This window comes from Klebsiella sp. K5-204 (assembly GCF_030128585.1).
GTDB lineage: Bacteria > Pseudomonadota > Gammaproteobacteria > Enterobacterales > Enterobacteriaceae > Klebsiella > Klebsiella quasipneumoniae.
This window is the reverse complement of the sequence record NZ_JAKUZS010000001.1, coordinates 363,603-384,095: the sequence shown is the minus strand read 5'-3', so window position 1 is coordinate 384,095 and position 20,493 is coordinate 363,603. Positions and strand designations below refer to the sequence as shown.

The window sequence follows — 20,493 nt, the reverse complement described above, 5'->3', positions numbered from 1 at the left end:
CCGCAGACCTCACGCCGGCGCGTGGCCAGCGGTTCGCTTAAGGATGGCCACCGCGCTGGCGATGTCCGGCGCCAGCCAGCGATCGTCCTCCCAGCCAGGCACGCTTTCGCGCAGCAGGTCTCGCGCCCGGCGCGTGCCCGCCGCCAGCTTCTTCGGCTCGTGAAAATCGAGCCCCTGGGCGGCGAGTAAATATTCGATGCCCAGGATCTGATAGAGGTTGCCCAGCAGGCGCTGCAGTTTCAGCGCTGCGCCGGTGCCCAGGCTTAAATGATCCTCCTGCAGACCCGAGGTAACAAAATTATCCAGCACCGCCGGCTGCGCCAGCTGCTTGTTTTCCGCGCACAACGACGCGGCGACGTACTGGGCAATCATCATGCCTGAATTCACGCCCGGTCGGGCGACCAGGAACGCCGGCAACCCGCTCACCAGAGGATTCACCAGCCGGTCAAGGCGTCGTTCAGCGATGGCGCCCAGCTCAGCCATGGCAATGGCCAGCAAATCGCAGGCCATCGCCACCGATTCGCCGTGCGGATGCGCCTGGGAGACCACCCGCCACTGCTCAACGGTTCCCAGGATCAGCGGATTATCAGTACAGGCGTTGAGTTCGATATTTATCTGCGTCTGCGCGTGGCTAAACTGATCGCGGCAGGCGCCATGCACCTGAGGCATCGAGCGAAGGCTTAGCGCATCCTGGGTGCGAAGTCCTTCACTTTCGGCCAGCAGACGGCTGTCCGCCAGTAGCTCACGCAGCCGCTGGCCGCTGGTCTGGATCCCGGGGCTGGCTTTCAGCGCCAGGATCTCGGCATCGAATGCCACAAGCTGGCCGCGCAGCGCTTCAAAGCTCATCGCGCCGGTGACATCGGCCCAGTTCATTAAGCGCTCGGCGTCGTCTAACGCCAGACAGGCCAGACCGGTCATGCACGGCGTACCGTTGACCAGGCTCAGCCCCTCTTTCGCTCCCGGCGCGATGGGCTGCAGATCTAGCTGCGACAGGACCTCTGCCGCTGACCACGTTCGCCCCTGCCAGAGCACATCGCCAACCCCCATCAGGGCCAGGCCAATGTGCGCCATATGCGTTAAATAGCCAACTGACCCCTGGGAGGGCACCTGAGGGGTGACGCCATGCTGCAAAAACGCCAACAGCTGCTGCACTATCCCGGCGGAGATCCCGGATTTACCGTGGCTGAAATTGGCCACCGCGGCGCACATAATTGCCCGGGTTGGGGCGACCTCCAGCAACGGTCCCACCCCGCCGGCGTGGCTGAGCAACGTATTGCGCGACAGCTGGTGTAGCTGCGCTTCCGGCAGCGTAATATTGCACAGCGCCCCCAGCCCGGTGTTGATCCCATAGGCTACCTCGCCGGCTTTAACGATATGCTGGACAATCGCCCGCCCTTGCGCGATACGCGACCAGGCGCTGTCGCTGAGGCTCAAGGTCGCCTCGCCCCGCGCAACGCAAGCCACCTCCTGCCAGCGTATCGGCGCATCGCCCCACTGGATCATTTTCATACGACCTGTCCTGGCTGTTGGTGGCTGGAGATAAATTGCTTGAAGCGCGCGGACCCCTGGCTGCCAAACAGCGCCTCTGGCGCACCGTCGCAGTCAATCGTCCCCTGGTGCATAAAGACCACCCGGTTGGAAACATGGCGGGCGAATCCCAGCTCGTGGGTGACCACCAGCATCGTCCGTCCCTCCTCCGCCAGGCTGCGCATCACCTTTAGCACCTCGCCGACCAGTTCGGGATCCAGCGCTGAGGTCGGTTCATCAAAGAGCATGACGTCCGGCTCCATGGCCAGCGCGCGGGCTATCGCCACGCGCTGCTGCTGGCCGCCGGAGAGCTGCGCAGGATAGAAATCCTTTCGGTTCAACATCCCCACTCGCTCCAGCAACTGCTCAGCCTGTTCAATGCAGGTTCGTTTGTCCCGTTTGAGCACATAATGCGGCCCCTCGATGACATTCTGCAGAACCGTCATATGCGACCAGAGGTTAAAACTTTGGAAGACCATCCCCAGCCGCGAGCGCAGGCGCTCTATCTGCCGGGGGTTCGCCGCCAGCCGATGCCCGCGGGCATGATGCTTCATTTCAATCGTCTCGCCGCCGACGCTGACCACTCCGGCATCGGGCGTTTCCAGCAGGTTAATGCAGCGCAGCAGCGTACTTTTACCGGAGCCGCTGGCGCCGAGGATCGAAATGACATCGCCCTGCTGCGCCTGGATGGTGATCCCCTTCAGGACATCCAGGGAGCCAAAGGACTTATGAATATCGCTGACCGATAAGGTCACCGGACGTGAATCGAGCATCTTACTCTCCTTTGGTTATCGGCTTGAGCGACACGGTCGCCGGATTTGGCATGGTATGCGGGGTTAAACGCCGTTCAAGCAGGGCGTACAGCTGCACAATGATGAAATTGAGCAGCAGGTAGATGGCCGCCGCGCAGAGGAATACCTCCATCGTCCGGTAGGTACGCTGAATAATCTGTTGGGCCACCCCCGTGACGTCCCAGACGGTCACCAGGCTTGCCAGCGCCGTCGACTTGACCAATAAAATGGCCTCCGTGGAGTAGGCTGGCAGCGCATAGCGCAGCATCACCGGGGCAATGATCCGCCGCAGCAGCAGCCAGCGCGACATACCGCAAGCCTGGCCGGCTTCAATCTGGCCCGGCGGTATCGCCAGCAACCCGCCGCGCAGAATTTCCGCGGTATAGGCCGCCGTACAGAGCGCCAGCGCAAGAACGGCGCAGATAAAGGGTTCGCGCAGCAGCGGCCACAGGAAACTGTGGCGGATCACCCCAAACTGACCCAGCCCGTAATAAATGAGAAACAACTGGATCAGCAATGGCGAACCGCGAAAGATCAGGATATAGCCTTTGGCGAAACCGCTTGCCAGCGGCCAGCGGCTCATTCGCAGCGCCAGAACGCCAAGAGCCAACACGCCGCCGAGCAAAAAAGAGCAGATAAAGAGCCCCAGCGTCACCGGCAGCGCCGCGCCGAGCTTCAACAACGTCTCACCGAGAAAGGCAAAATCGATAATCATATGGGCTCCTTACGCCTGCGCGGCGCTGCGACGCAGCCAGGCGCGGTTCAGACGGCTCTCCGCCCGGGTAAACGCGCGGTTAGAGAGCAGCGTCAGGATCAAATAGCAGCCGCCGCCGATGAGATAGAACAGGAAATAATCGCGGGTAGAGCCAGCGGCAATCTGGCTGGCGCGCATCAGTTCAACCATCCCGGTCACCGATACCAGCGCCGAGTCTTTGAGGCTCATTTGCCAGACGTTGGACAAACCCGGCAGCGAATAACGGACAATCTGCGGCAACAGGATGCGCTGCAGGATCCGCCAGCGCGGCATGCCAATGGCGGAAGCCGCCTCCACTTCACCGGGCATCAGCGCCAGACGAGCAGCACGGTAGACTTCCGCCTGATACGAGGAGGAGATCAAGCCAATCGCCAGAGCGCCAATCAGAAATGGCGGAACCTCAATAAAGCCGTCTGCGCCAAACAGACGCCCCAGCCATGAAATCATCCCTGAGCCGCCAAAATAAAACAGATAGATCACCAGTAATTCAGGGATACCGCGGAATACCACCGACCAGGCGGCGCCGAACCAGCGCGCTGGCGCGTGGCGGGACAGCTTCGCGGCGGCGATAACGCCGCCCACCCCCGCACCGACGGCCAGCGCCGCGAGCGACAGCAGCAACGTAGTCAGCGTTGCGCTGAGGATCAGCGTCCCCCACCCGTTTTCACCCAAACTCAGAAGATTTAGCATGGTTGCCTCGCTCAGGGAGTCACGTCGCTTTTAAACCATTTCTCACTCAGTTTTTTTACCGTCCCATCGGCCAGCGCCGCCTGAATGGCGCTATCCAGTTTCGCTTTGAGTTCGGTATCGGCGAGGCGTACGCCCATCGCCTCACCGCCTCCCCAGATTGGGCCGCTCATCAGCGGACCGCTCAATGCCAGATTGCTATTCTCCGGGCGCGACAGGGTGGTGTTGGCAAAGGTAATATCATCAAACACCGCGTCGATGCGCTCAGCCTGCAGGTCGAGGATCGCATCCGCTGAGTTGTTATATTCCCGGACGTCAGCGATATCCTTGAAATACTTATCAATAAATGGGGTGTACACGGTGCCGGACGCGATGCCGATGGTTTTCCCTTTCAACGCCGCGCGCAGCGGCGCAATCGCCGCCTGAATCTCTTTCTCATTATCATGAAGCTTGACCGCCGGCGAAGGCGGTAGCAGCGACCCTTTTACCGCAATGAAAGAGGCCGGCGTGGCTGCGTATGCCTGGGTAAACGCCACGACCTTCGAGCGCTCTGGGGTAACGACGATAGCATCCATGATCACGTCATATTTTCCGGCGTTAAGTCCGGCAATCATGCCATCCCAGTTCTGCACCACCAGTTTGCATTCGATCTGCATCCGCTGGCATAAATTCGCCATAAGCTCGGGCTCGAAACCGCTGAGTTTCCCGCCGGGAAGCGTCAGATTCCAGGGTTCATAGCCGCCTTCCGTAGCGATGGTGATCGATTTCCACTCTTTAGCGTATGTTGAGCCACCAGACAGCAGTAGCCCCGAAAACAGGGTGACCAGGCAGGCCTGGCGGAAAGTAATACGCTGTTGCATTTTCATTCTCCCGATCGCGTTTTGTCATGATGGCTCTGGTCAAGGCGATAAGATAATTCGCAGATGACTGCTCATGTATATACAAGCATTGACAAACCCGCACACGCGCTCAATGATGGATTTGTGAGCCCTGTTGTAAATAATTTGTAAGAACATTGAGACAAGTGTGTAACAAATACTATCCACTTCCGACTTCCGCCGAGCAAACTATGATCACCTATTTTGATTACGCTACCTTGCCCGTCACGCCATGGAAGAACGGCGCTGGCGCCACCCGGGAAATTATCGCCGTTCCTTCCGTAGATGCGCCTTTTCTCTGGCGCGCGAGCATTGCCACCCTGCAGGCCGATGGCCCATTCTCCCCTTTTCCCGGCGTCGACCGGACGATCGTCCTGCTGGCGGGGCAACCGCTACGGCTGCGCGGGGAGGAGATCGACCATCCGCTGGCGCGCTGGCAGCCGTGGGCGTTTCCCGGCGAATGGGCGCTGTCCAGCGTCGGGATCGTTGAGCCTGGACTGGACTTCAATGTCATGACCCAGCGCGGGCGAGCCCTCGCGCAGGTTGAAGTGGTGAGCGACCGGCAGCGACCGGCCACTGACGGGGTTGCTTATGTGCTGCAGGGTGAATGGGATCTGGCCGGACGGCGCTGCGCCGTCGGCAGCGGGCTCTGCTGGCACGGCGACGCTCCGGGCGAGTTGCGGCCTCTCAGCGCCGATGGGCGTCTGCTGCTGGCGGCGATTGCGCTCAAATAGTCAGCAGATAAAAATGGTATACTTGAACCATCGCGATCGGCTTTGGCCCCGCGCGGCGCGGGCCGGCTGAAAAATATCGTGACACAAGGGGTCGTCAGTGGGATATAATTCCCGGCTAAATTTGAGTTATTTTGAAATAACAATGTTAACGTTATGATTGTTAAAGTAAAAATAAGCAATAACGATAAGGATTAAAGCTATGGGTTTTCTTTCCGGTAAGCGCATTTTGATCACTGGCGTCGCCAGCAAACTGTCCATCGCCTACGGTATTGCGCAGGCAATGCACCGCGAAGGCGCGGAACTGGCATTCACCTATCAGAATGAAAAACTGAAAGGTCGCGTTGAAGAGTTTGCTGCCGCGCTGGGTTCTGACATTGTGCTGCCGTGCGACGTTGCTGAAGATGAGAGCATCACCGCGCTGTTCACCGAGCTGGAAAAAGTCTGGCCAAAATTCGATGGTTTCGTCCACTCTATCGGTTATGCCCCAGCTGACCAGTTAGACGGCGACTACGTCAACGCGGTCACCCGCGAAGGTTTCAAAATCGCGCACGACATCAGCGCCTACAGCTTCGTGGCGATGGCTAAAGCCTGCCGCACGATGCTGAACCCGGATTCTGCTCTGCTGACGCTCTCCTACCTGGGCGCCGAGCGCGCGATCCCGAACTACAACGTGATGGGTCTGGCGAAAGCCTCTCTGGAAGCGAACGTGCGCTATATGGCGAACGCGATGGGTCCGGAAGGCGTTCGCGTCAACGCTATCTCCGCCGGTCCGATCCGTACCCTGGCCGCGTCCGGTATCAAAGATTTCCGTAAAATGCTGGCGCACTGCGAAGCGGTCACCCCGATCCGTCGCACCGTCACCATTGAAGACGTGGGTAACAGCGCAGCCTTCCTGTGCTCCAACCTGTCTGCGGGTATCTCCGGTGAAGTCGTTCACGTTGATGGCGGGTTCAGTATCGCCGCTATGAACGAGCTGGAACTGAAATAAGTTCCTTCCCCTCCTCGCCCCGGTGAGGAGGGTTTTCCCTTCCCAGGCCTTGCGCTCCCCCTGTTATTCCAATCGGCTATTTGTTAGCACGTATCAATATTTTCTCCTGCTTCCGGGTTACGCCAGGATAGTTCTGCATAAACGATCCGCGGAACGGCGGTTCGCCACATACCGAACAAGGAAAGCCCATGGAGCCACGCCGCGTGAATGGCAAAAACCACTGGTATCACGAAACCCAGTCAACAATCTGCCCGGTGGATGTCCTGCCGCTCGTCCCTGAAGCCGCCCATGTTGAAGACCGCTTTTTGCTGGACCTGACGCTGCCGGACGCCTGGCTACACGCCCACACAGGCTGGCTACGCCCCGCGCGCCAGCTCGCCGAGGGGCTGTTTCCCGACCAGGTGCCGGTAAGCCGCCTGCAAACCTTTACCGCCTACGATCGCCTGAGCACTGCGCTGACCGTCGCCCAGGTCTACGGCGTCCAGCGACTGTGTAACCACTATGCCGCCCGCCTGGCGCCCCTGCCGGGGCCCGACTCTTCGCGCGAGAGCAACCGTCGTCTGGCGCAGATCACCCAATACGCCCGTCAGCTCGCCGGTTCACCCTCCGTCATTAACGCCCTTTCCCGCAGCCAGCTGGACGAAGTGGGCCTGACCAGCCGGGATATTATCCTGATCAACCAGATTATCGGTTTCGTCGGCTTCCAGGCGCGGGCGATTGCCGTGCTGCAGGCGGCGCAGGGCTTCCCGGTGCGCTGGATCCCCGGCATGCCGCAGCAAGAGGAGGCGCCCGCCGGCCTGTTCGCCATCCCGCCGGGAGAGTGGCAAACCGACATAGAAGATCCCGATCTGCAGTATGCCGATGACGAGCGCCAGCGGCGCATCGCCAGCTGGCAGTCGCTGCCCGGCCTGGGCCCGCTGGCTCCGCTGCTGGCCTGCGACCCGCAGTTGATGGCGCCGCTGGAGACGCTGTTACGCCAGCTCAGCGGCAACGATACCTTTGGCCCGCAGGTCGCCTTACTCACCGCGCGCACCAATGGCAGCGCCACCTGTTTTGACGCCTGGCTCCCCCACTGGCACGGTGAAGAAGCGTTCGCCAGCCATTTACGGGAGGGCGATCAGGCTCTCCATCGCTGGCTTGGGCAGCATCCTCAGTCGCGCGCGCTCGTTACCGCGGTACAGTTGTTAACCCGCTCCCCGGACCGGTTTAGCGCCGCCCAGTTAACACCCCTCGGCGAATATGGACTCTCAGCGGAACAAGCGATCGATCTGTTAACCTGGAGCGGGCTGTGCGGCTGGATGAATCGTCTGAAAATCGCCCTCGGCAATGTGCGTCAGCAGACGTAAATTGCTGAAACAGCGCTTGCTGCGACAGGCATAATCGCGTAAAAATGTCAGCCGCTCTTTTAGCCACGAAAATACCTAATTATGTTTCAGGATAACCCGCTGCTAGCGCAGCTTAAACAGCAACTGCATTCCCAAACGCCGCGCGCGGAAGGGGTCGTTAAGGGCACGGAAAAGGGCTTTGGCTTCCTCGAAGTGGACGCTCAGAAGAGCTACTTCATTCCGCCGCCGCAGATGAAAAAAGTGATGCATGGCGACCGTATCGTTGCGGTGATCCATTCTGAAAAAGAACGCGAAAGCGCCGAGCCGGAATCGCTGGTTGAGCCTTTCCTGACCCGTTTCGTCGGTAAAGTCCAGAAAAAAGACGATCGCCTCGCTATCGTTCCTGACCATCCGCTGCTGAAAGACGCCATTCCCTGCCGCGCCGCCCGTGGCGTTGAGCATGATTTCAAACAGGGTGACTGGGCCGTCGCTGAAATGCGCCGTCATCCGTTAAAAGGCGACCGCGGATTTTACGCGGAGCTGACCCAGTTCATCACCTTCAGCGACGACCACTTCGTCCCGTGGTGGGTGACGCTGGCGCGCCATAATCTGGAAAAAGAGGCACCGGACGGCGTCGCCACCGAGATGCTTGACGAAGGGCTGACACGCCGCGATTTGACCGCCCTCGACTTCGTCACCATTGACAGCGCCAGCACCGAAGATATGGACGATGCGCTGTATGTCGAATCTGGCGCCGACGGCAAACTGTTGCTGACGGTGGCGATCGCTGACCCGACCGCATGGATTGCCGAAGGCAGCAAGCTGGACAACGCCGCAAAAGTACGCGCCTTTACCAACTATCTGCCGGGCTTCAACATCCCGATGCTGCCGCGCGAACTGTCAGACGACCTGTGTTCCCTGCGTGCCGATGAAGTGCGCCCGGTGCTGGCCTGCCGGATGACCCTGGCGGCCGATGGCACCATTGAAGACAACATCGAGTTCTTTGCCGCCACCATCGAATCGAAAGCCAAGCTGGCCTATGACGACGTCTCTGACTGGCTGGAAGGCCGCGGCAGCTGGCAGCCGGGCAGCGAGGCAATCGCGCAGCAAATTACGCTGCTGAAGGACGTGTGTCAGCGTCGCAGCGAATGGCGTCAGACCCACGCGCTGGTGTTTAAAGACCGCCCGGATTACCGTTTCGTCCTTGGCGAAAAAGGCGAAGTGCTGGACATCGTCGCGGAACCGCGTCGTATTGCCAACCGTATTGTCGAAGAGTCGATGATCGCTGCCAACATCTGTGCCGCCCGCGTTCTGCGCGACAAGCTCGGCTTCGGCGTTTATAACGTCCACACCGGCTTCGACCCGGCGAATACCGAACAGCTGGCGGCCCTGCTGAAGACCCACGACGTACACGTTGATCCGACGGAAGTGCTCACCCTGGAAGGTTTCTGCAAGCTGCGCCGCGAACTGGACGCCCAGCCGACCGGTTTCCTCGACAGCCGCATACGTCGTTTCCAGTCGTTTGCTGAAATCAGCACCGAGCCGGGCCCGCACTTTGGTCTCGGTCTTGAGGCCTACGCCACCTGGACCTCGCCGATCCGTAAGTATGGCGACATGATCAACCACCGTCTGCTTAAGGCCATCATCAAAGGCGAAACCATTGCGCGCCCGCAGGATGAAGCCACCGTGCAGATGGCGGAGCGCCGTCGTCTCAACCGCATGGCCGAACGCGATGTCGCCGACTGGCTGTATGCCCGTTTCCTCAACGATAAAGCCGGCACCGATACCCGCTTTGCGGCGGAGATCATCGACATCAGCCGCGGCGGGATGCGCGTGCGTCTGGTGGACAATGGCGCGGTCGCCTTTATTCCGGCCCCGTTCCTTCACGCCGTGCGCGACGAACTGGTCTGCAGCCAGGAAAACGGCACCGTGCAGATTAAGGGAGAAGTGGTCTACAAAGTGACCGATGTTATCGATGTCACTATCGCTGAAGTCCGCATGGAAACTCGTAGCATCATTGCTCGTCCGGCTGCCTGACGTCTCATCACAGCGGTTCCTCCGGGAACCGCTCCTTCTTTCCTCCCTGTCCCGCCATTTCCGTCGCACCGATTAAGGTTGTGCGTTTTTTTCGCTTCTCTTTTTCACCCATTTTTAGCATCATTGATTTCATTCGTTTTTGTTACCAGGATAATGCCATGTCAGATGTGAATGCCCACCTGCTCGCCCAACGTATCGATACCGTGCTGGATATTCTGGTTGCCGGTGATTACCACTCTGCGATCCATAATCTGGAGATCCTCAAAGCGGAGCTGCTGGCGCTGGCGGCAGACGACGCCGAGCAAAACAAACCACCCAAAGCGCCCTGGGAAATCTGATTATCGCCCACATGCCGCAACCGGCGATGCTGACCGGTTGCTCGCCGTATAGCCCCCTAACAGTGATGTTGCTATGAACGCCCGACAACAAAGTATTTTGCAAGTGGTCATCGATAAAGGCCGCATGAGCGTCGCCGATCTGGCGAAGATGACCGGAGTTTCAGAGGTCACCATCCGTCAGGATCTGAACCTGTTGGAGAAGCAGAGCTATCTGCGCCGTACCCATGGCTACGCCGTCCCACTGGACAGTGAAGATGTCGAAACCCGCATGATGACCCATTTCGCCATTAAGCGTGAACTGGCCAGCCGCGCCGCGGCGCTGGTGAATGCCGGCGAAACGGTATTTATCGAAAACGGCAGCAGCAACGCCCTGCTGGCGCGCACCCTGGCCGAACGCGGCGATATCACCATCATCACCGTCAGCAGCTATATCGCCCATCTGCTGAAAGAGACGCCGGGAGAGGTGATCCTGCTGGGCGGGATTTACCAGAAACGCAGTGAAAGTATGGTTGGCCCACTGACCCGCCAGTTCATCCAGCAGGTGCATTTCAGTAAAGCCTTTATCGGGATCGATGGCTGGCAGGCGGAAACCGGCTTTACCGGTCGCGATATGATGCGTGCGGACGTGGTTAACGCCGTTCTGGAGAAGCACTGCGAAGCGATTATCCTCAGCGATAGCTCAAAATTCAGCGCGGTGCACCCCTATCCGCTTGGGCCAGCCGGCCGCTTCAATCGTGTTATCACCGACGATCGTCTGCCGAACGACTGCCGTGAGCAGTTGCTGCGCAGCGGCCTGACTGTGGATATTGTACCCTACGTCTGATGTGTCTCCGCCCCGTCCCAGCCAAGCGTCGGACGGGCGCGTTAACGCTCTGAGAGTATTCCGAGCCGGTAATTAAGACTTTTTACCTGACGCTAAATTTTAAAAAAAGTAAAATTATTATTAGCGATATAACAGGAAGTGACTATCACCTGCGTGATTTTCGTGATACCTGCGCACCCTAACTTCATGGAATTGCCCTAAAGCTGCTTTATCAGGCTATGCTTACAGGAGCGCTGTAATCCATGAATAGATTATTCAGGAGAAAAAAATGATGACTTCAACGAGCAAAAAAATGGCTGCTGTTGTTCTGGCTGTCACTGTAGCAATGTCTCTGAGCGCTTGCTCTAACATGTCTAAACGCGATCGTAACACTGCTATCGGCGCAGGTGCCGGCGCCATCGGCGGTGCGGTGTTAACTGACGGTAGCGCACTCGGTACCCTGGGTGGCGCAGCAGTCGGTGGTATTATTGGTCACCAGGTCGGCAAATAATATATTTATCTGACGAAATAAAAGAATAATTCACACGAATTGACTTACGCACGTTAAAACATTCAAGGCCGCGGCATTCACCGCGGCCTTGTTATTTCACCAGGCCATTAATTAGGGTTGAAATAACAATTAGCCGCCAGCTAACTTCACCTTCATCCCTTTCGCCTCGAGCAGCGACTTCAGTAAATCCCGTTTGTCGCCCTGGATCTCGATCACGCCATCTTTCACCGCGCCGCCGCAGCCGCATTTCTTCTTCAGCTCTGCCGCCAGCGCAGTGAGCGCCGCATCGTCGGCATCAATTCCGCTAATCAGACAGACGCCTTTGCCCTTGCGGCCGCTGGTCTGGCGCTGGATCCGCACAATACCGTCGCCTTTCGGGCGCACCGGCGCCAGTTTCGCCTCGTCGATACGCCCGGTTTCGGTGGAGTAGACCAGACGGCTGTTGGAATCGCTCATTATGCCCCCTTGCGCAGAGAATCGTTGATCGCCCGCAGCGTCGCGGCTGGATCGGTCGACTGGGTAACCGGGCGGCCAATAACCATATAGTCCACCCCTGCCGCCTGAGCCTGCTCGGGAGTCATGATCCGCCGCTGATCGCCAGCGTCGCTGCCCTGCGGACGGATACCCGGGGTGACCAGCTTGAACGCCTGCCCCAGCTCTTGCTTAAAGCGTACCGCCTCCTGAGCTGAACACACCACCCCGTCGAGGCCGCAGCGTTGGGTCAGCGCCGCCAGCTTCGCCGCGTAGTCAGCCGGGGATAAGGTAATGCCCAGATCCTGCAGGTCGCTGGACTCCATGCTGGTGAGGACGGTGACGGCGATGAGCAGCGGCGCGTCTTGACCAAAGGGCAGCAGCGCTTCGCGTGCCGCGGTCATCATCCGCGCGCCGCCGGAGGCATGGACATTCACCATCCATACGCCAAGCTCGGCAGCGGCCGCCACCGCGCGGGCGGTAGTGTTGGGAATATCGTGAAACTTAAGGTCCAGGAACACCTCAAACCCACGCTGATGCAGATCGCGGACAAACTGCGGTCCCAGCAGGGTGAACATCTCTTTGCCCACCTTCAGGCGGCAGTCGCGCGGGTCGATGCGGTCGACAAATGCCAGCGCTTTATCGCGATTATCATAGTCGAGCGCAACCACAACGGGAGAGGAAGTGACAGCGCGGGAAGATGGGATAGCTGTTGACGTCATGACCAGACCTTAGTGTTGATGGGCGCCAGAGGGCGCAAAAAAGGTAAACGGGCAGCATTCTACCTGTGAAGCTAACAAAATAACAGGCTGCTGTTTTGCCCTGCGCGGCCGATGGCGATGCCGGGGCTGCAGGCGGTGACGGGGAAGAAATGATAAGTATGTTGTAACTAAAGCGCCTCTTTTTTTTGACCTTACTGGCCGTCGAGGCCGCGAATAGGTTTGATGGTCGCCCAGGAGCGGCAGGACGGACAATGCCAGTAGAGAGTATGAGCGGTAAAGCCGCATTTCTGACAACGGTAGCGCGGTTTGCTGCGCACCTGTTCGCCGACCATGTTTCGCAGCACCCCAAGGCTTTCTTTCGCCCGCCCTTCTTCCGCTTCGTTGAGATGGTAGTCCATCAGCTTATGGAATACGCGCATGGTCGGGTGGCGCTCAAGCTGCCGGGTCACGTAGTTTTGCGCCGCTTCGACCCCTTCCCGCTGCTCAAGGATCTGCGCCAGCATCAGTTCGGCGGTCGCCCCGGCGTTCTCCTCCACACAGCGGCGCAGGAAAACTTCCCATTCATCGGCTTTGCCGAGCTGCTGGTAGCAGGTCTGCAGCATCTCCAGCGTCTCACCCACCAGCTCTTTATCCTGATCGATAACCCGCTCGAGGCTCTCCACCGCTTTGGCGTAGTCGCCCTTCTCCATCCACACCCGGCCCATCATGATCGAAACCCGGGCGCTGTTGCGGTCCGCGGCGGCGCCTTTCTTCAACAGCGCCATCGCCTTATCCAGATCGTTGGCCGCCATCTGCTGCAGGGCCAGTTCGCACCAAAAGTTGGCGATTTCGCCACGATGCTTCTCTTTCCCCAGCTTCACCAGCCGTTCAGCCACCTCGATAGCCGACTGCCAGTCGCTGGTCGCCTGGTAGATCTGCAGCAGCTGCTGCAGCGCGCCGAGGCGAAAATCGGTCTCATCCACCAGCTGTTTGAACATATCTTCCGCGCGGTCATACAGCCCGGCGGCCATATAGTCGCGCCCCAGCTGTTGCACCGCCAGCAGGCGCTGGTCGTAGGTGAGCGACGCGCTTTCCATCAGACTCTGGTGAATACGGATCGCGCGGTCGACCTCGCCGCGCGAGCGGAACAGGTTGCCGAGGGTCAGGTGGGCCTCAACGGTGCCGGTATCCTCTTTCAGCATATCAAGGAACAGATCGACGGCTTTATCCTGCTGGTTGCTAAGCAGAAAGTTTACCCCCGCCACGTAATCCCGTGACAGGCGGCTCGCGTCGTCCTGTTTGGACTGTTGTGCACTTCTGCGCCCCATGTACCAGCCGTAGGCGGCGGCAACGGGTAAAAGCAGAAACAACAACTCCAGCATAAGAGGTTATTCCTTCACCGCAGGCACGCCTGCCTCGACAGCCGCCGGGCTGACAGGAGCAATCTGGTGCTCAAGGCGCTTAATTTTCCGCTCCGCGCGCGCCAGCGAGACGCGCACCCGCAGCCAGAACAGGCCGCAGATCAGCCAGCCGATGGCAAAGCCCGCGGCGAACAGCACCGCCAGCAGCGTCGAAATGCGGAATTCACCCTGAGCGAGCAAATAGTTGAAAGTGACCTGTTGGTCATTCTGCGCCCCCAGCGTCACTGAAATGACGAAGATTGCTAACACCAGTAAGAAAATGAGTAAATATTTCACATGACTTCCCGTTCTGTGGGTTGCGCGTAAAAAGCCCGCTTTCAGCCCTATAAAGTATCATTTTCGCCGCAGCGGTGGAACGAAAAAGCACGGCAACTCGACAGGATATGCGGTCGGATGCCGCTAAAATCAACATTATTCCGCTTCAGGCATCCGTTTTTTAATATCCTGCGCCTCTTCCCCCGGCGGCGAAAGCGGCCCGCAAAGACGCTGCGTCAGCCAGCAGGCCACCGTGACCAGCAGCCAGGAGATCAGCGTAGCGACGATGAGATCCAGCGGCCAGTGCATACCGAGCGCCAGGCGACTCCCCATCACCGCCGTCGCCCACGCCAGCAGTACCGCGATCGTGCCCCAGCGCCGACGCGGCCACAGCAGCCCGGCAGCGAGCAGCGCCCAGCTGGCGGCGAACATCGTATGGCCTGACGGGAATGCAAACCCGGTCTCTTTCTGCCAGTGTTTGCGTAAAAACGGCGGGATGTCCTGCGCCTGCGCCAGCTGCTCATGCACCAGTTTAGCGCGTTCTTTGCGCTTTAACGCGTAGAATTGCGTCACCGGCACCTGCCTTGCGTTTTCCAGCCAGATGACAAACGGTCTCGGCTCCTGAACCCGCGCCTTGACCCAGGATTTGGTCCCCTGTCCCACCAGGATGGCGGCGGCAAGAATGAGGAACAGGATCAGCGCCGCGCGCAGGCGAAAGCGCAGGCACCAGAGAAACCAGGCGCACAGCACAACATGGGTGATAATTCCCCACGGCTGGGTCACCGTTTCCGTCACCCACCAGAGGCTTTTCAGCCATACCACCGGCAGTCCTGGCTGCCACAGCCAACCAGACAGCCAGACCGTGAGGGGCATGACCAGCAGCAGCGCCGCCGCGAGAGCGGTTCGTCGGGCAATCAACAGCATTTTCTCTCCTTCTCCTTGTAGATGAACATCATAGCGGAAAGTAGATCGTTTGTGCGCTTTCCGCGCGGCTAACCGTTCGTGATTAGGAGAACGTCCCGGCGTTGTGGCAAAATAGCGGTAAACAGAAAGCACATTCAGGTGCTGACAGAATCTGGAGAATCACATGCAGCTTAAACGTGTGGCAGAAGCCAAACTGCCAACCCCCTGGGGCGATTTCCTGATGGTGGGTTTTGAAGAACTGGCAACCGGACAGGATCATGTCGCGCTGGTATACGGCGATATTTCAGGGCAGTCGCCGGTGCTCGCCCGCGTCCATTCAGAATGTCTGACGGGCGATGCCCTGTTTAGCCTGCGCTGTGATTGCGGCTTTCAGCTGGAGGCGGCCCTGTCGCATATCGCCGAAGAAGGCCGGGGGATCCTGCTCTATCATCGTCAGGAAGGTCGCAACATTGGTTTATTGAATAAGATCCGCGCCTACGCGCTGCAGGATCAGGGTTATGACACTGTCGAAGCGAACCATCAGCTTGGCTTCGCCGCCGATGAACGCGACTTCACCCTGTGCGCCGATATGTTCAAGCTGCTCAACGTTGAGCAAGTGCGGTTATTAACCAACAACCCGAAAAAAGTGGAAATCCTCAGCGAAGCCGGGATTAACATTGTGGAGCGCGTTCCGCTGATCGTCGGGCGCAACCCGAAAAACGCCCACTATCTGGACACCAAAGCCGCCAAGATGGGCCATCTGCTGAACAGCAAGCCGGCGGAATAATACCGGCGGCAGCGTTAAGAGAGGGCCAGCGATGCTGGCCCTTCGTTTTACAGCATATTGCGGATGACGTAGTGCAAAATGCCGTCGTTGCGGTAGTAGGTGAGTTCGGTCGCCGTGTCGATACGACACCGGCAGGCGATCACCTCCTGCGAACCGTCAGCGCGGGTGAGGGTCACTGGCACCGTGGCGCCGGGCTGCAGTGACTGCAGGTTACTGACATCAATCCGCTCTTCGCCGGTCAACTGTAGCGTTTTACGGGTGACGCCCTGCGGGAACTCCAGCGGCAGAATCCCCATCCCGATCAGGTTGGAGCGGTGGATACGTTCGAAGGACTCAGCGATCACCACCCGGATCCCCAGCAGGCGCGGCCCCTTCGCCGCCCAGTCGCGACTGGAACCTGAGCCATACTCCTTACCAGCAATCACCGCCAGCGGTATGCCCTCAGCTTTATATAGCATCGCTGCATCGTAGATCGCCACCGGTTCGCGGTCCGGCAGATGGCGGGTCATGCCCCCTTCCACCCCCGGCACCATTTCGTTGCGGATGCGGATATTGGCGAAGGTGCCGCGCATCATCACCTCATGGTTACCGCGACGGGAGCCGTAGGAGTTAAAGTCGCGCCGGGCAACCCCATGCTCCTGCAGATAGCGGCCTGCCGGACTATCGGCTTTGATGCTTCCCGCCGGCGAAATGTGGTCAGTGGTCACTGAATCGCCCAGCATGGCGAGGATCCGCGCGCCGTGAATATCCTCCACCGGCAGCGGCTCGATGCCCATCTCGTCAAAGAACGGCGACAGGCGAATATAGGTCGAATCTTCCTGCCAGTCGTAGGTATCTGACGCCTCCACCTTGATCGCCTTCCACTCCTCTGTCCCGGAAAACACTTCCGCGTACTCTTTGCGGAACATCTCCGTGGAGACCTGTTCCACCGCGCGGGCAATCTCCTCCCCGCTCGGCCAGATATCTCTCAGATAGACCGGCTCGCCGTCGCTGCCCTGCCCCAGCGGCTCGCGGGTAAGATCGATGTTCATGTTCCCGGCCAGCGCGTAAGCGACCACCAGCGGCGGCGAGGCCAGCCAGTTGGTTTTCACCAGCGGGTGGATACGCCCTTCGAAGTTACGGTTACCGGAGAGCACCGCCCCGACGGTGAGGTCGCCTTTTTTGATTGCTTCTTCAATAGGTTCCGGCAGCGGGCCGGAGTTACCGATACAGGTGGTACAGCCATACCCCACCAGATTGAAGCCGAGCTGGTCGAGGTAAGGCGTCAGGCCGGCATGGGCCAGATAATCCGACACCACTTTCGAGCCCGGGGCCAGAGAAGCTTTCACCCACGGCTGCGGCTGCAGTCCGCGTTCGACGGCTTTTTTCGCCAGCAGGCCGGCGGCCATCAGCACGCTGGGGTTGGAGGTGTTGGTACAGGACGTGATCGCCGCAATGGCCACAGCGCCATCCGGCAGCGAATAGTGATGCCCGTTCAGCGTATACGCCACCGGCTGGCGCTGACGCTGAAGGTGGTTAACCTCCAGCTCGCCGCTGGCGGCAAAGGCTTTCGGCACATCGCCGAGCGCCACGCGATCCTGCGGCCGCTTCGGCCCGGCGAGGCTTGCTTCAACGCTGCCCATATCCAGCGCCAGGGTACTGGTAAAGACCGGCTCATCGCCCGGCTGGCGCCACATGCCCTGCGCTTTGGCATAGGCTTCCACCAGCGCCACCTGTTCTTCGCTACGTCCGCTGAGGCGCATATAGCTGAGCGTCACGTCATCGATCGGGAAGAAACCGCAGGTGGCGCCATACTCTGGCGCCATATTGGCGATGGTGGCGCGGTCGGCCAGGGGCAAGGTATCCAGACCGTCACCGTAGAACTCAACAAATTTTCCGACCACGCCGTGCTGGCGCAGCATCTGGGTGACCGTCAGGACCAGGTCAGTAGCGGTAATGCCTTCGCGCAATTTGCCGCTGAGCTTAAAGCCTACCACATCGGGGATCAGCATCGACACCGGCTGGCCAAGCATGGCGGCTTCCGCTTCAATCCCGCCCACGCCCCAGCCCAGCACGCCGAGCCCGTTAATCATGGTGGTATGGGAGTCGGTGCCCACCAGGGTATCCGGCCACGCCATCCACTTCCCGTTCACCTCTTCGCTCCACACCGCCCGTCCGAGATATTCCAGGTTGACCTGGTGGCAAATCCCGGTGCCCGGCGGCACCACGCTGAAGCGGCTGAAGGCCTGCTGCCCCCAGCGCAGAAAAGCGTAGCGTTCGTGGTTACGTTCCATTTCCAGGCGGACGTTGTCTTCAAAGGCTTCGTCATCGCCGAAGCGGTCGACCGTCACCGAGTGGTCGATCACCAGGTCGACCGGCGACAGCGGGTTCACCTTCGCGGTATCGCCGCCCAGGCGTTTCACCGCCTCGCGCATGGCGGCCAGATCCACCACCGCCGGTACGCCGGTAAAGTCCTGCATCAGGACGCGGGCCGGACGATAAGCAATCTCCCTGTCGGCATGGGCCTGCTGCAGCCAACCGGCAAGGGCGCGAATATCTTCTTCAGTCACCGAGTCACCGTCCTGCCAGCGCAACAGGTTCTCCATCAGCACCTTCAGCGACTTGGGCAGTCGACTGAGATCGCCCAGCTGCTTCTCCGCCAGCGGCAGACTGTAGTAATGCCAGGTTTTCGCGTTAACCTGCAGCGTATCCTTACTGGCTTCTCGTAGGGTTGACGACATAGCTCCTCCTTTATCTCAGGGATGGCATACCCCGATTCTCCTCAGGGTCTCCATTAAAGATAACACATGCTGGGCATAACACTTTGATAACAACCCAAATTGCTAAATCTGATGTGACGGAGAGGGGTTAAAAGGGAATTATCTACGCGCAGAGGAAATAGCACCAAAATAGTGCAGAGAGGTCTTTTAAGCGATATTGTATTAGTACACGAGGACAAAAAAAGAGCTAATCATTACCTGCTGGCCGATTAGCTCTTGTGATTGATTTCAGGTTGGATGAATCCCGCGGCAAAATATATTCTCCCTGTATTGCCGGTCACTGATTTTATATTACAGTTTCCTTTCACTGTCATAAAAATGACATGTATCTACAACGATGACCTACAGCTTTAGCTGACAATCCAGATGTTGCAGATGGTGAGCGCGATGATGCTCCAGAACATCGCCAGCCCTACCAACACTACGCCCCATACGCGACTACGCAGAACGGGATCGATTTCGGTTTTGTCATTTTCGTATGACATCGCCAGTTTCATGTAATCGATATTACTTATCATATTGTCACCACCAATTGCTCAAATCATCAGGTACAGATAAATCTTAATTATGGATAAACGATTAATCCAGTGAATTTAGGCCTGATGGAATATATTTGACCGGTTATTTGATCGCGACGGGCATTATGAAAAACGCGTTATCAGAAATTCTTAATTTTGTGATTGGTTCGAGGTTTAAGTTGTTAAATAAGGGCCATGATAGTTAATGGCACTCCTTACACGGAATGCCATTATTTTTAACGTGGTTATTTTTCCGGAAGTTTTATATCTTTGAACATCGCTTCAATATCTTCATTCGACCGTAGCGCCACTGCGGTATCCACTACATCCCGGGTCAGATGGGGTGCAAAACGTTGAATAAAATCATACATGTAGCTTCGTAAGAAGGTGCTACGGCGGAAGCCTATTTTAGTGGTGCTGTGGCTGAAAATACCGTTGGCATCCAGCTTCACCAGGTCCGGATCGGAGACCGGATCTACCGCCATGCTGGCAATCACCCCAACCCCCAATCCCAGGCGAACATAGGTTTTAATGACGTCGGCATCGGTAGCGGTAAAGACAATGCGCGGCGTCAGGCCCGCACGGTTAAACGCGGTGTCCAGTTCGGAGCGGCCCGTGAAGCCAAAGGTATAGGTCACCAGCGGGTACTGCGCCAGCTCTTCTATTGATACCGAGCCCCTGGAGGCCAGAGGATGCTCCGGCGTCACCACGATCGACCGGTTCCAGTGATAGCATGGCAGCATCACCAGGTCGTCATACAGATGCAGCGCTTCGGTAGCAATGGCGAAGTCGGCGTTGCCTTTCGACACGGCTTCGGCGATCTGGGTTGGCGAACCCTGATGCATATGGAGCGACACCCGCGGATAGCGTTCAATAAAGCCCTTGATCACCCCGGGCAACGCATAGCGCGCCTGGGTATGGGTGGTCGCCACGTATAGCGACCCTTTGTCCGGCCAGGTATGCTCCCCGGCGACAGATTTGATGGCATCGACTTTCGACAACACCTCGCGGGCAATACGGATGATCTCCTGCCCGGCAGGCGTCACCTGAGTCAAATGCTTGCCGCTGCGGGCAAAGATTTGGATGCCCAGCTCATCTTCCAGCATACGCACCTGCTTACTGATGCCTGGCTGAGAGGTATAAAGCCCTTCGGCGGTGGATGAAACATTCAGGTTATGGTTAACCACCTCAACGATGTAGCGAAGCTGTTGTAGTTTCATGCTGATATCCGTTTGCGCGTAAAATGAAGCCGCTTAATACACTTTACGTTCAGGCAACTTGTCGCCGGTGAAGCCCAGGCCTCCCG

The 20,493-nt window shown here is 58.5% G+C and carries 22 protein-coding genes; 8 read left to right on the top strand and 14 right to left on the bottom strand.

Translation table 11 applies throughout. The features are described 5' to 3' along the window. Positions 1 to 9: 9 nt before the first annotated feature. Genes hutH through MKR05_RS01930 form a run of 5 tightly spaced genes read right to left on the bottom strand, consistent with a single transcriptional unit; the run spans position 10 to position 4,619 of the window. Complete coding sequence (gene hutH, locus MKR05_RS01950) at positions 10 to 1,509, bottom strand: histidine ammonia-lyase (RefSeq protein WP_238875499.1); 1,500 nt, start codon at positions 1,507 to 1,509, stop codon at positions 10 to 12. Next, positions 1,506 to 2,300 carry an ABC transporter ATP-binding protein gene (locus MKR05_RS01945; protein WP_017900863.1) on the bottom strand — a complete coding sequence of 265 codons (795 nt, stop codon included), beginning with the start codon at positions 2,298 to 2,300 and terminating at the stop codon, positions 1,506 to 1,508. The genes hutH and MKR05_RS01945 overlap by 4 nt, the downstream gene beginning before the upstream one ends. A 1-nt stretch (position 2,301) precedes the next feature. Continuing rightward, the gene (locus tag MKR05_RS01940) at positions 2,302 to 3,033 is read right to left on the bottom strand and encodes an ABC transporter permease (protein WP_238875501.1); all 732 of its coding nucleotides are present in this window, start codon (positions 3,031 to 3,033) and stop codon (positions 2,302 to 2,304) included. Positions 3,034 to 3,042: 9 nt separating this feature from the next. Continuing rightward, positions 3,043 to 3,762 (bottom strand): ABC transporter permease, encoded by a 720-nt coding sequence (locus tag MKR05_RS01935; RefSeq protein WP_023289346.1) that lies wholly within the window; start codon positions 3,760 to 3,762, stop codon positions 3,043 to 3,045. 11 nt (positions 3,763 to 3,773) lie between these two features. Beyond that, the gene (locus MKR05_RS01930; protein WP_023289345.1) at positions 3,774 to 4,619 is read right to left on the bottom strand and encodes a transporter substrate-binding domain-containing protein; all 846 of its coding nucleotides are present in this window, start codon (positions 4,617 to 4,619) and stop codon (positions 3,774 to 3,776) included. Positions 4,620 to 4,828: 209 nt separating this feature from the next. Between MKR05_RS01930 and MKR05_RS01925 the strand changes: the two genes are divergently transcribed. The 4 genes from MKR05_RS01925 (at position 4,829) to MKR05_RS01910 (ending at position 9,721) form a co-directional block, all read left to right on the top strand. Next, positions 4,829 to 5,371: a HutD family protein gene (locus MKR05_RS01925; protein WP_048297337.1), complete on the top strand. Its 543-nt coding sequence runs from the start codon at positions 4,829 to 4,831 to the stop codon at positions 5,369 to 5,371. Positions 5,372 to 5,570: 199 nt separating this feature from the next. Beyond that, entirely contained in the window at positions 5,571 to 6,359 is a 789-nt protein-coding gene (fabI, locus tag MKR05_RS01920; RefSeq protein WP_023289343.1) for an enoyl-ACP reductase FabI, read from the top strand. A gap of 188 nt (positions 6,360 to 6,547) precedes the next feature. After that, positions 6,548 to 7,705 carry a carboxymuconolactone decarboxylase family protein gene (locus MKR05_RS01915; RefSeq protein WP_072413031.1) on the top strand — a complete coding sequence of 386 codons (1,158 nt, stop codon included), beginning with the start codon at positions 6,548 to 6,550 and terminating at the stop codon, positions 7,703 to 7,705. A gap of 81 nt (positions 7,706 to 7,786) precedes the next feature. Further along, positions 7,787 to 9,721, top strand: coding sequence for an exoribonuclease II (locus MKR05_RS01910; protein ID WP_023289341.1), 1,935 nt, complete (start codon positions 7,787 to 7,789; stop codon positions 9,719 to 9,721). 7 nt (positions 9,722 to 9,728) lie between these two features. On the opposite strand, the gene MKR05_RS01905 is transcribed toward MKR05_RS01910, so the two are convergent. Beyond that, positions 9,729 to 9,854 (bottom strand): hypothetical protein, encoded by a 126-nt coding sequence (locus tag MKR05_RS01905; protein WP_254915175.1) that lies wholly within the window; start codon positions 9,852 to 9,854, stop codon positions 9,729 to 9,731. Positions 9,855 to 9,879: 25 nt separating this feature from the next. On the opposite strand from MKR05_RS01905, the gene MKR05_RS01900 reads away from it, so the two are divergent. The 3 genes from MKR05_RS01900 to osmB all read left to right on the top strand — a co-directional run bounded on the left by MKR05_RS01900 (position 9,880) and on the right by osmB (position 11,372). Beyond that, positions 9,880 to 10,059, top strand: coding sequence for a hypothetical protein (locus MKR05_RS01900; protein ID WP_004203883.1), 180 nt, complete (start codon positions 9,880 to 9,882; stop codon positions 10,057 to 10,059). A gap of 73 nt (positions 10,060 to 10,132) precedes the next feature. Then, entirely contained in the window at positions 10,133 to 10,882 is a 750-nt protein-coding gene (locus tag MKR05_RS01895; RefSeq protein ID WP_023289340.1) for a DNA-binding transcriptional regulator YciT, read from the top strand. A 271-nt stretch (positions 10,883 to 11,153) separates the two neighbouring features. Next, entirely contained in the window at positions 11,154 to 11,372 is a 219-nt protein-coding gene (gene osmB / locus MKR05_RS01890) for an osmotically-inducible lipoprotein OsmB (protein WP_002901783.1), read from the top strand. A gap of 129 nt (positions 11,373 to 11,501) precedes the next feature. Here the strand turns inward: osmB and yciH are convergent, their stop codons facing one another. From yciH to pgpB, 5 genes are all read right to left on the bottom strand, one after another. Further along, entirely contained in the window at positions 11,502 to 11,828 is a 327-nt protein-coding gene (gene yciH / locus MKR05_RS01885) for a stress response translation initiation inhibitor YciH (protein WP_073900767.1), read from the bottom strand. Then, positions 11,828 to 12,565, bottom strand: coding sequence for an orotidine-5'-phosphate decarboxylase (gene pyrF / locus MKR05_RS01880; protein WP_023289339.1), 738 nt, complete (start codon positions 12,563 to 12,565; stop codon positions 11,828 to 11,830). The genes yciH and pyrF overlap by 1 nt, the downstream gene beginning before the upstream one ends. Before the next feature lie 191 nt (positions 12,566 to 12,756). Continuing rightward, a complete protein-coding gene (lapB, locus tag MKR05_RS01875) occupies positions 12,757 to 13,926 on the bottom strand; it encodes a lipopolysaccharide assembly protein LapB (protein ID WP_004203879.1) in 1,170 nt (389 codons plus the stop codon). Between the two features lie 6 nt (positions 13,927 to 13,932). Then, positions 13,933 to 14,241, bottom strand: coding sequence for a LapA family protein (locus MKR05_RS01870; protein ID WP_023289338.1), 309 nt, complete (start codon positions 14,239 to 14,241; stop codon positions 13,933 to 13,935). Between the two features lie 135 nt (positions 14,242 to 14,376). After that, complete coding sequence (gene pgpB / locus MKR05_RS01865; RefSeq protein ID WP_023289337.1) at positions 14,377 to 15,144, bottom strand: phosphatidylglycerophosphatase B; 768 nt, start codon at positions 15,142 to 15,144, stop codon at positions 14,377 to 14,379. Positions 15,145 to 15,307: 163 nt separating this feature from the next. On the opposite strand from pgpB, the gene ribA reads away from it, so the two are divergent. Beyond that, positions 15,308 to 15,910 carry a GTP cyclohydrolase II gene (gene ribA / locus MKR05_RS01860; RefSeq protein ID WP_023289336.1) on the top strand — a complete coding sequence of 201 codons (603 nt, stop codon included), beginning with the start codon at positions 15,308 to 15,310 and terminating at the stop codon, positions 15,908 to 15,910. A gap of 47 nt (positions 15,911 to 15,957) precedes the next feature. Here ribA and acnA read toward each other — a convergent pair whose 3' ends face one another. The 3 genes from acnA to cysB form a co-directional block, all read right to left on the bottom strand. Further along, positions 15,958 to 18,630, bottom strand: coding sequence for an aconitate hydratase AcnA (gene acnA, locus MKR05_RS01855; RefSeq protein ID WP_023289335.1), 2,673 nt, complete (start codon positions 18,628 to 18,630; stop codon positions 15,958 to 15,960). Between the two features lie 389 nt (positions 18,631 to 19,019). Further along, positions 19,020 to 19,187, bottom strand: a complete 168-nt coding sequence (locus MKR05_RS01850) for a YmiA family putative membrane protein (protein WP_002901776.1) — start codon at positions 19,185 to 19,187, stop codon at positions 19,020 to 19,022. Positions 19,188 to 19,432: 245 nt separating this feature from the next. After that, positions 19,433 to 20,407, bottom strand: a complete 975-nt coding sequence (gene cysB / locus MKR05_RS01845; RefSeq protein ID WP_004203875.1) for an HTH-type transcriptional regulator CysB — start codon at positions 20,405 to 20,407, stop codon at positions 19,433 to 19,435. Positions 20,408 to 20,493 lie beyond the last annotated feature (86 nt).

Bases quoted from the DNA above. Each gene is read 5' to 3' on its own strand.
- hutH (WP_238875499.1), bottom strand. From the start codon at position 1,509: ATGAAAATGATCCAGTGGGGCGATGCGCCGATACGCTGGCAGGAGGTG.
- MKR05_RS01945 (WP_017900863.1), bottom strand. From the start codon at position 2,300: ATGCTCGATTCACGTCCGGTGACCTTATCGGTCAGCGATATTCATAAG.
- MKR05_RS01940 (WP_238875501.1), bottom strand. From the start codon at position 3,033: ATGATTATCGATTTTGCCTTTCTCGGTGAGACGTTGTTGAAGCTCGGC.
- MKR05_RS01935 (WP_023289346.1), bottom strand. From the start codon at position 3,762: ATGCTAAATCTTCTGAGTTTGGGTGAAAACGGGTGGGGGACGCTGATC.
- MKR05_RS01930 (WP_023289345.1), bottom strand. From the start codon at position 4,619: ATGCAACAGCGTATTACTTTCCGCCAGGCCTGCCTGGTCACCCTGTTT.
- MKR05_RS01925 (WP_048297337.1), top strand. From the start codon at position 4,829: ATGATCACCTATTTTGATTACGCTACCTTGCCCGTCACGCCATGGAAG.
- fabI (WP_023289343.1), top strand. From the start codon at position 5,571: ATGGGTTTTCTTTCCGGTAAGCGCATTTTGATCACTGGCGTCGCCAGC.
- MKR05_RS01915 (WP_072413031.1), top strand. From the start codon at position 6,548: ATGGAGCCACGCCGCGTGAATGGCAAAAACCACTGGTATCACGAAACC.
- MKR05_RS01910 (WP_023289341.1), top strand. From the start codon at position 7,787: ATGTTTCAGGATAACCCGCTGCTAGCGCAGCTTAAACAGCAACTGCAT.
- MKR05_RS01905 (WP_254915175.1), bottom strand. From the start codon at position 9,854: ATGAAATCAATGATGCTAAAAATGGGTGAAAAAGAGAAGCGAAAAAAA.
- MKR05_RS01900 (WP_004203883.1), top strand. From the start codon at position 9,880: ATGTCAGATGTGAATGCCCACCTGCTCGCCCAACGTATCGATACCGTG.
- MKR05_RS01895 (WP_023289340.1), top strand. From the start codon at position 10,133: ATGAACGCCCGACAACAAAGTATTTTGCAAGTGGTCATCGATAAAGGC.
- osmB (WP_002901783.1), top strand. From the start codon at position 11,154: ATGACTTCAACGAGCAAAAAAATGGCTGCTGTTGTTCTGGCTGTCACT.
- yciH (WP_073900767.1), bottom strand. From the start codon at position 11,828: ATGAGCGATTCCAACAGCCGTCTGGTCTACTCCACCGAAACCGGGCGT.
- pyrF (WP_023289339.1), bottom strand. From the start codon at position 12,565: ATGACGTCAACAGCTATCCCATCTTCCCGCGCTGTCACTTCCTCTCCC.
- lapB (WP_004203879.1), bottom strand. From the start codon at position 13,926: ATGCTGGAGTTGTTGTTTCTGCTTTTACCCGTTGCCGCCGCCTACGGC.
- pgpB (WP_023289337.1), bottom strand. From the start codon at position 15,144: ATGCTGTTGATTGCCCGACGAACCGCTCTCGCGGCGGCGCTGCTGCTG.
- ribA (WP_023289336.1), top strand. From the start codon at position 15,308: ATGCAGCTTAAACGTGTGGCAGAAGCCAAACTGCCAACCCCCTGGGGC.
- acnA (WP_023289335.1), bottom strand. From the start codon at position 18,630: ATGTCGTCAACCCTACGAGAAGCCAGTAAGGATACGCTGCAGGTTAAC.
- MKR05_RS01850 (WP_002901776.1), bottom strand. From the start codon at position 19,187: ATGATAAGTAATATCGATTACATGAAACTGGCGATGTCATACGAAAAT.
- cysB (WP_004203875.1), bottom strand. From the start codon at position 20,407: ATGAAACTACAACAGCTTCGCTACATCGTTGAGGTGGTTAACCATAAC.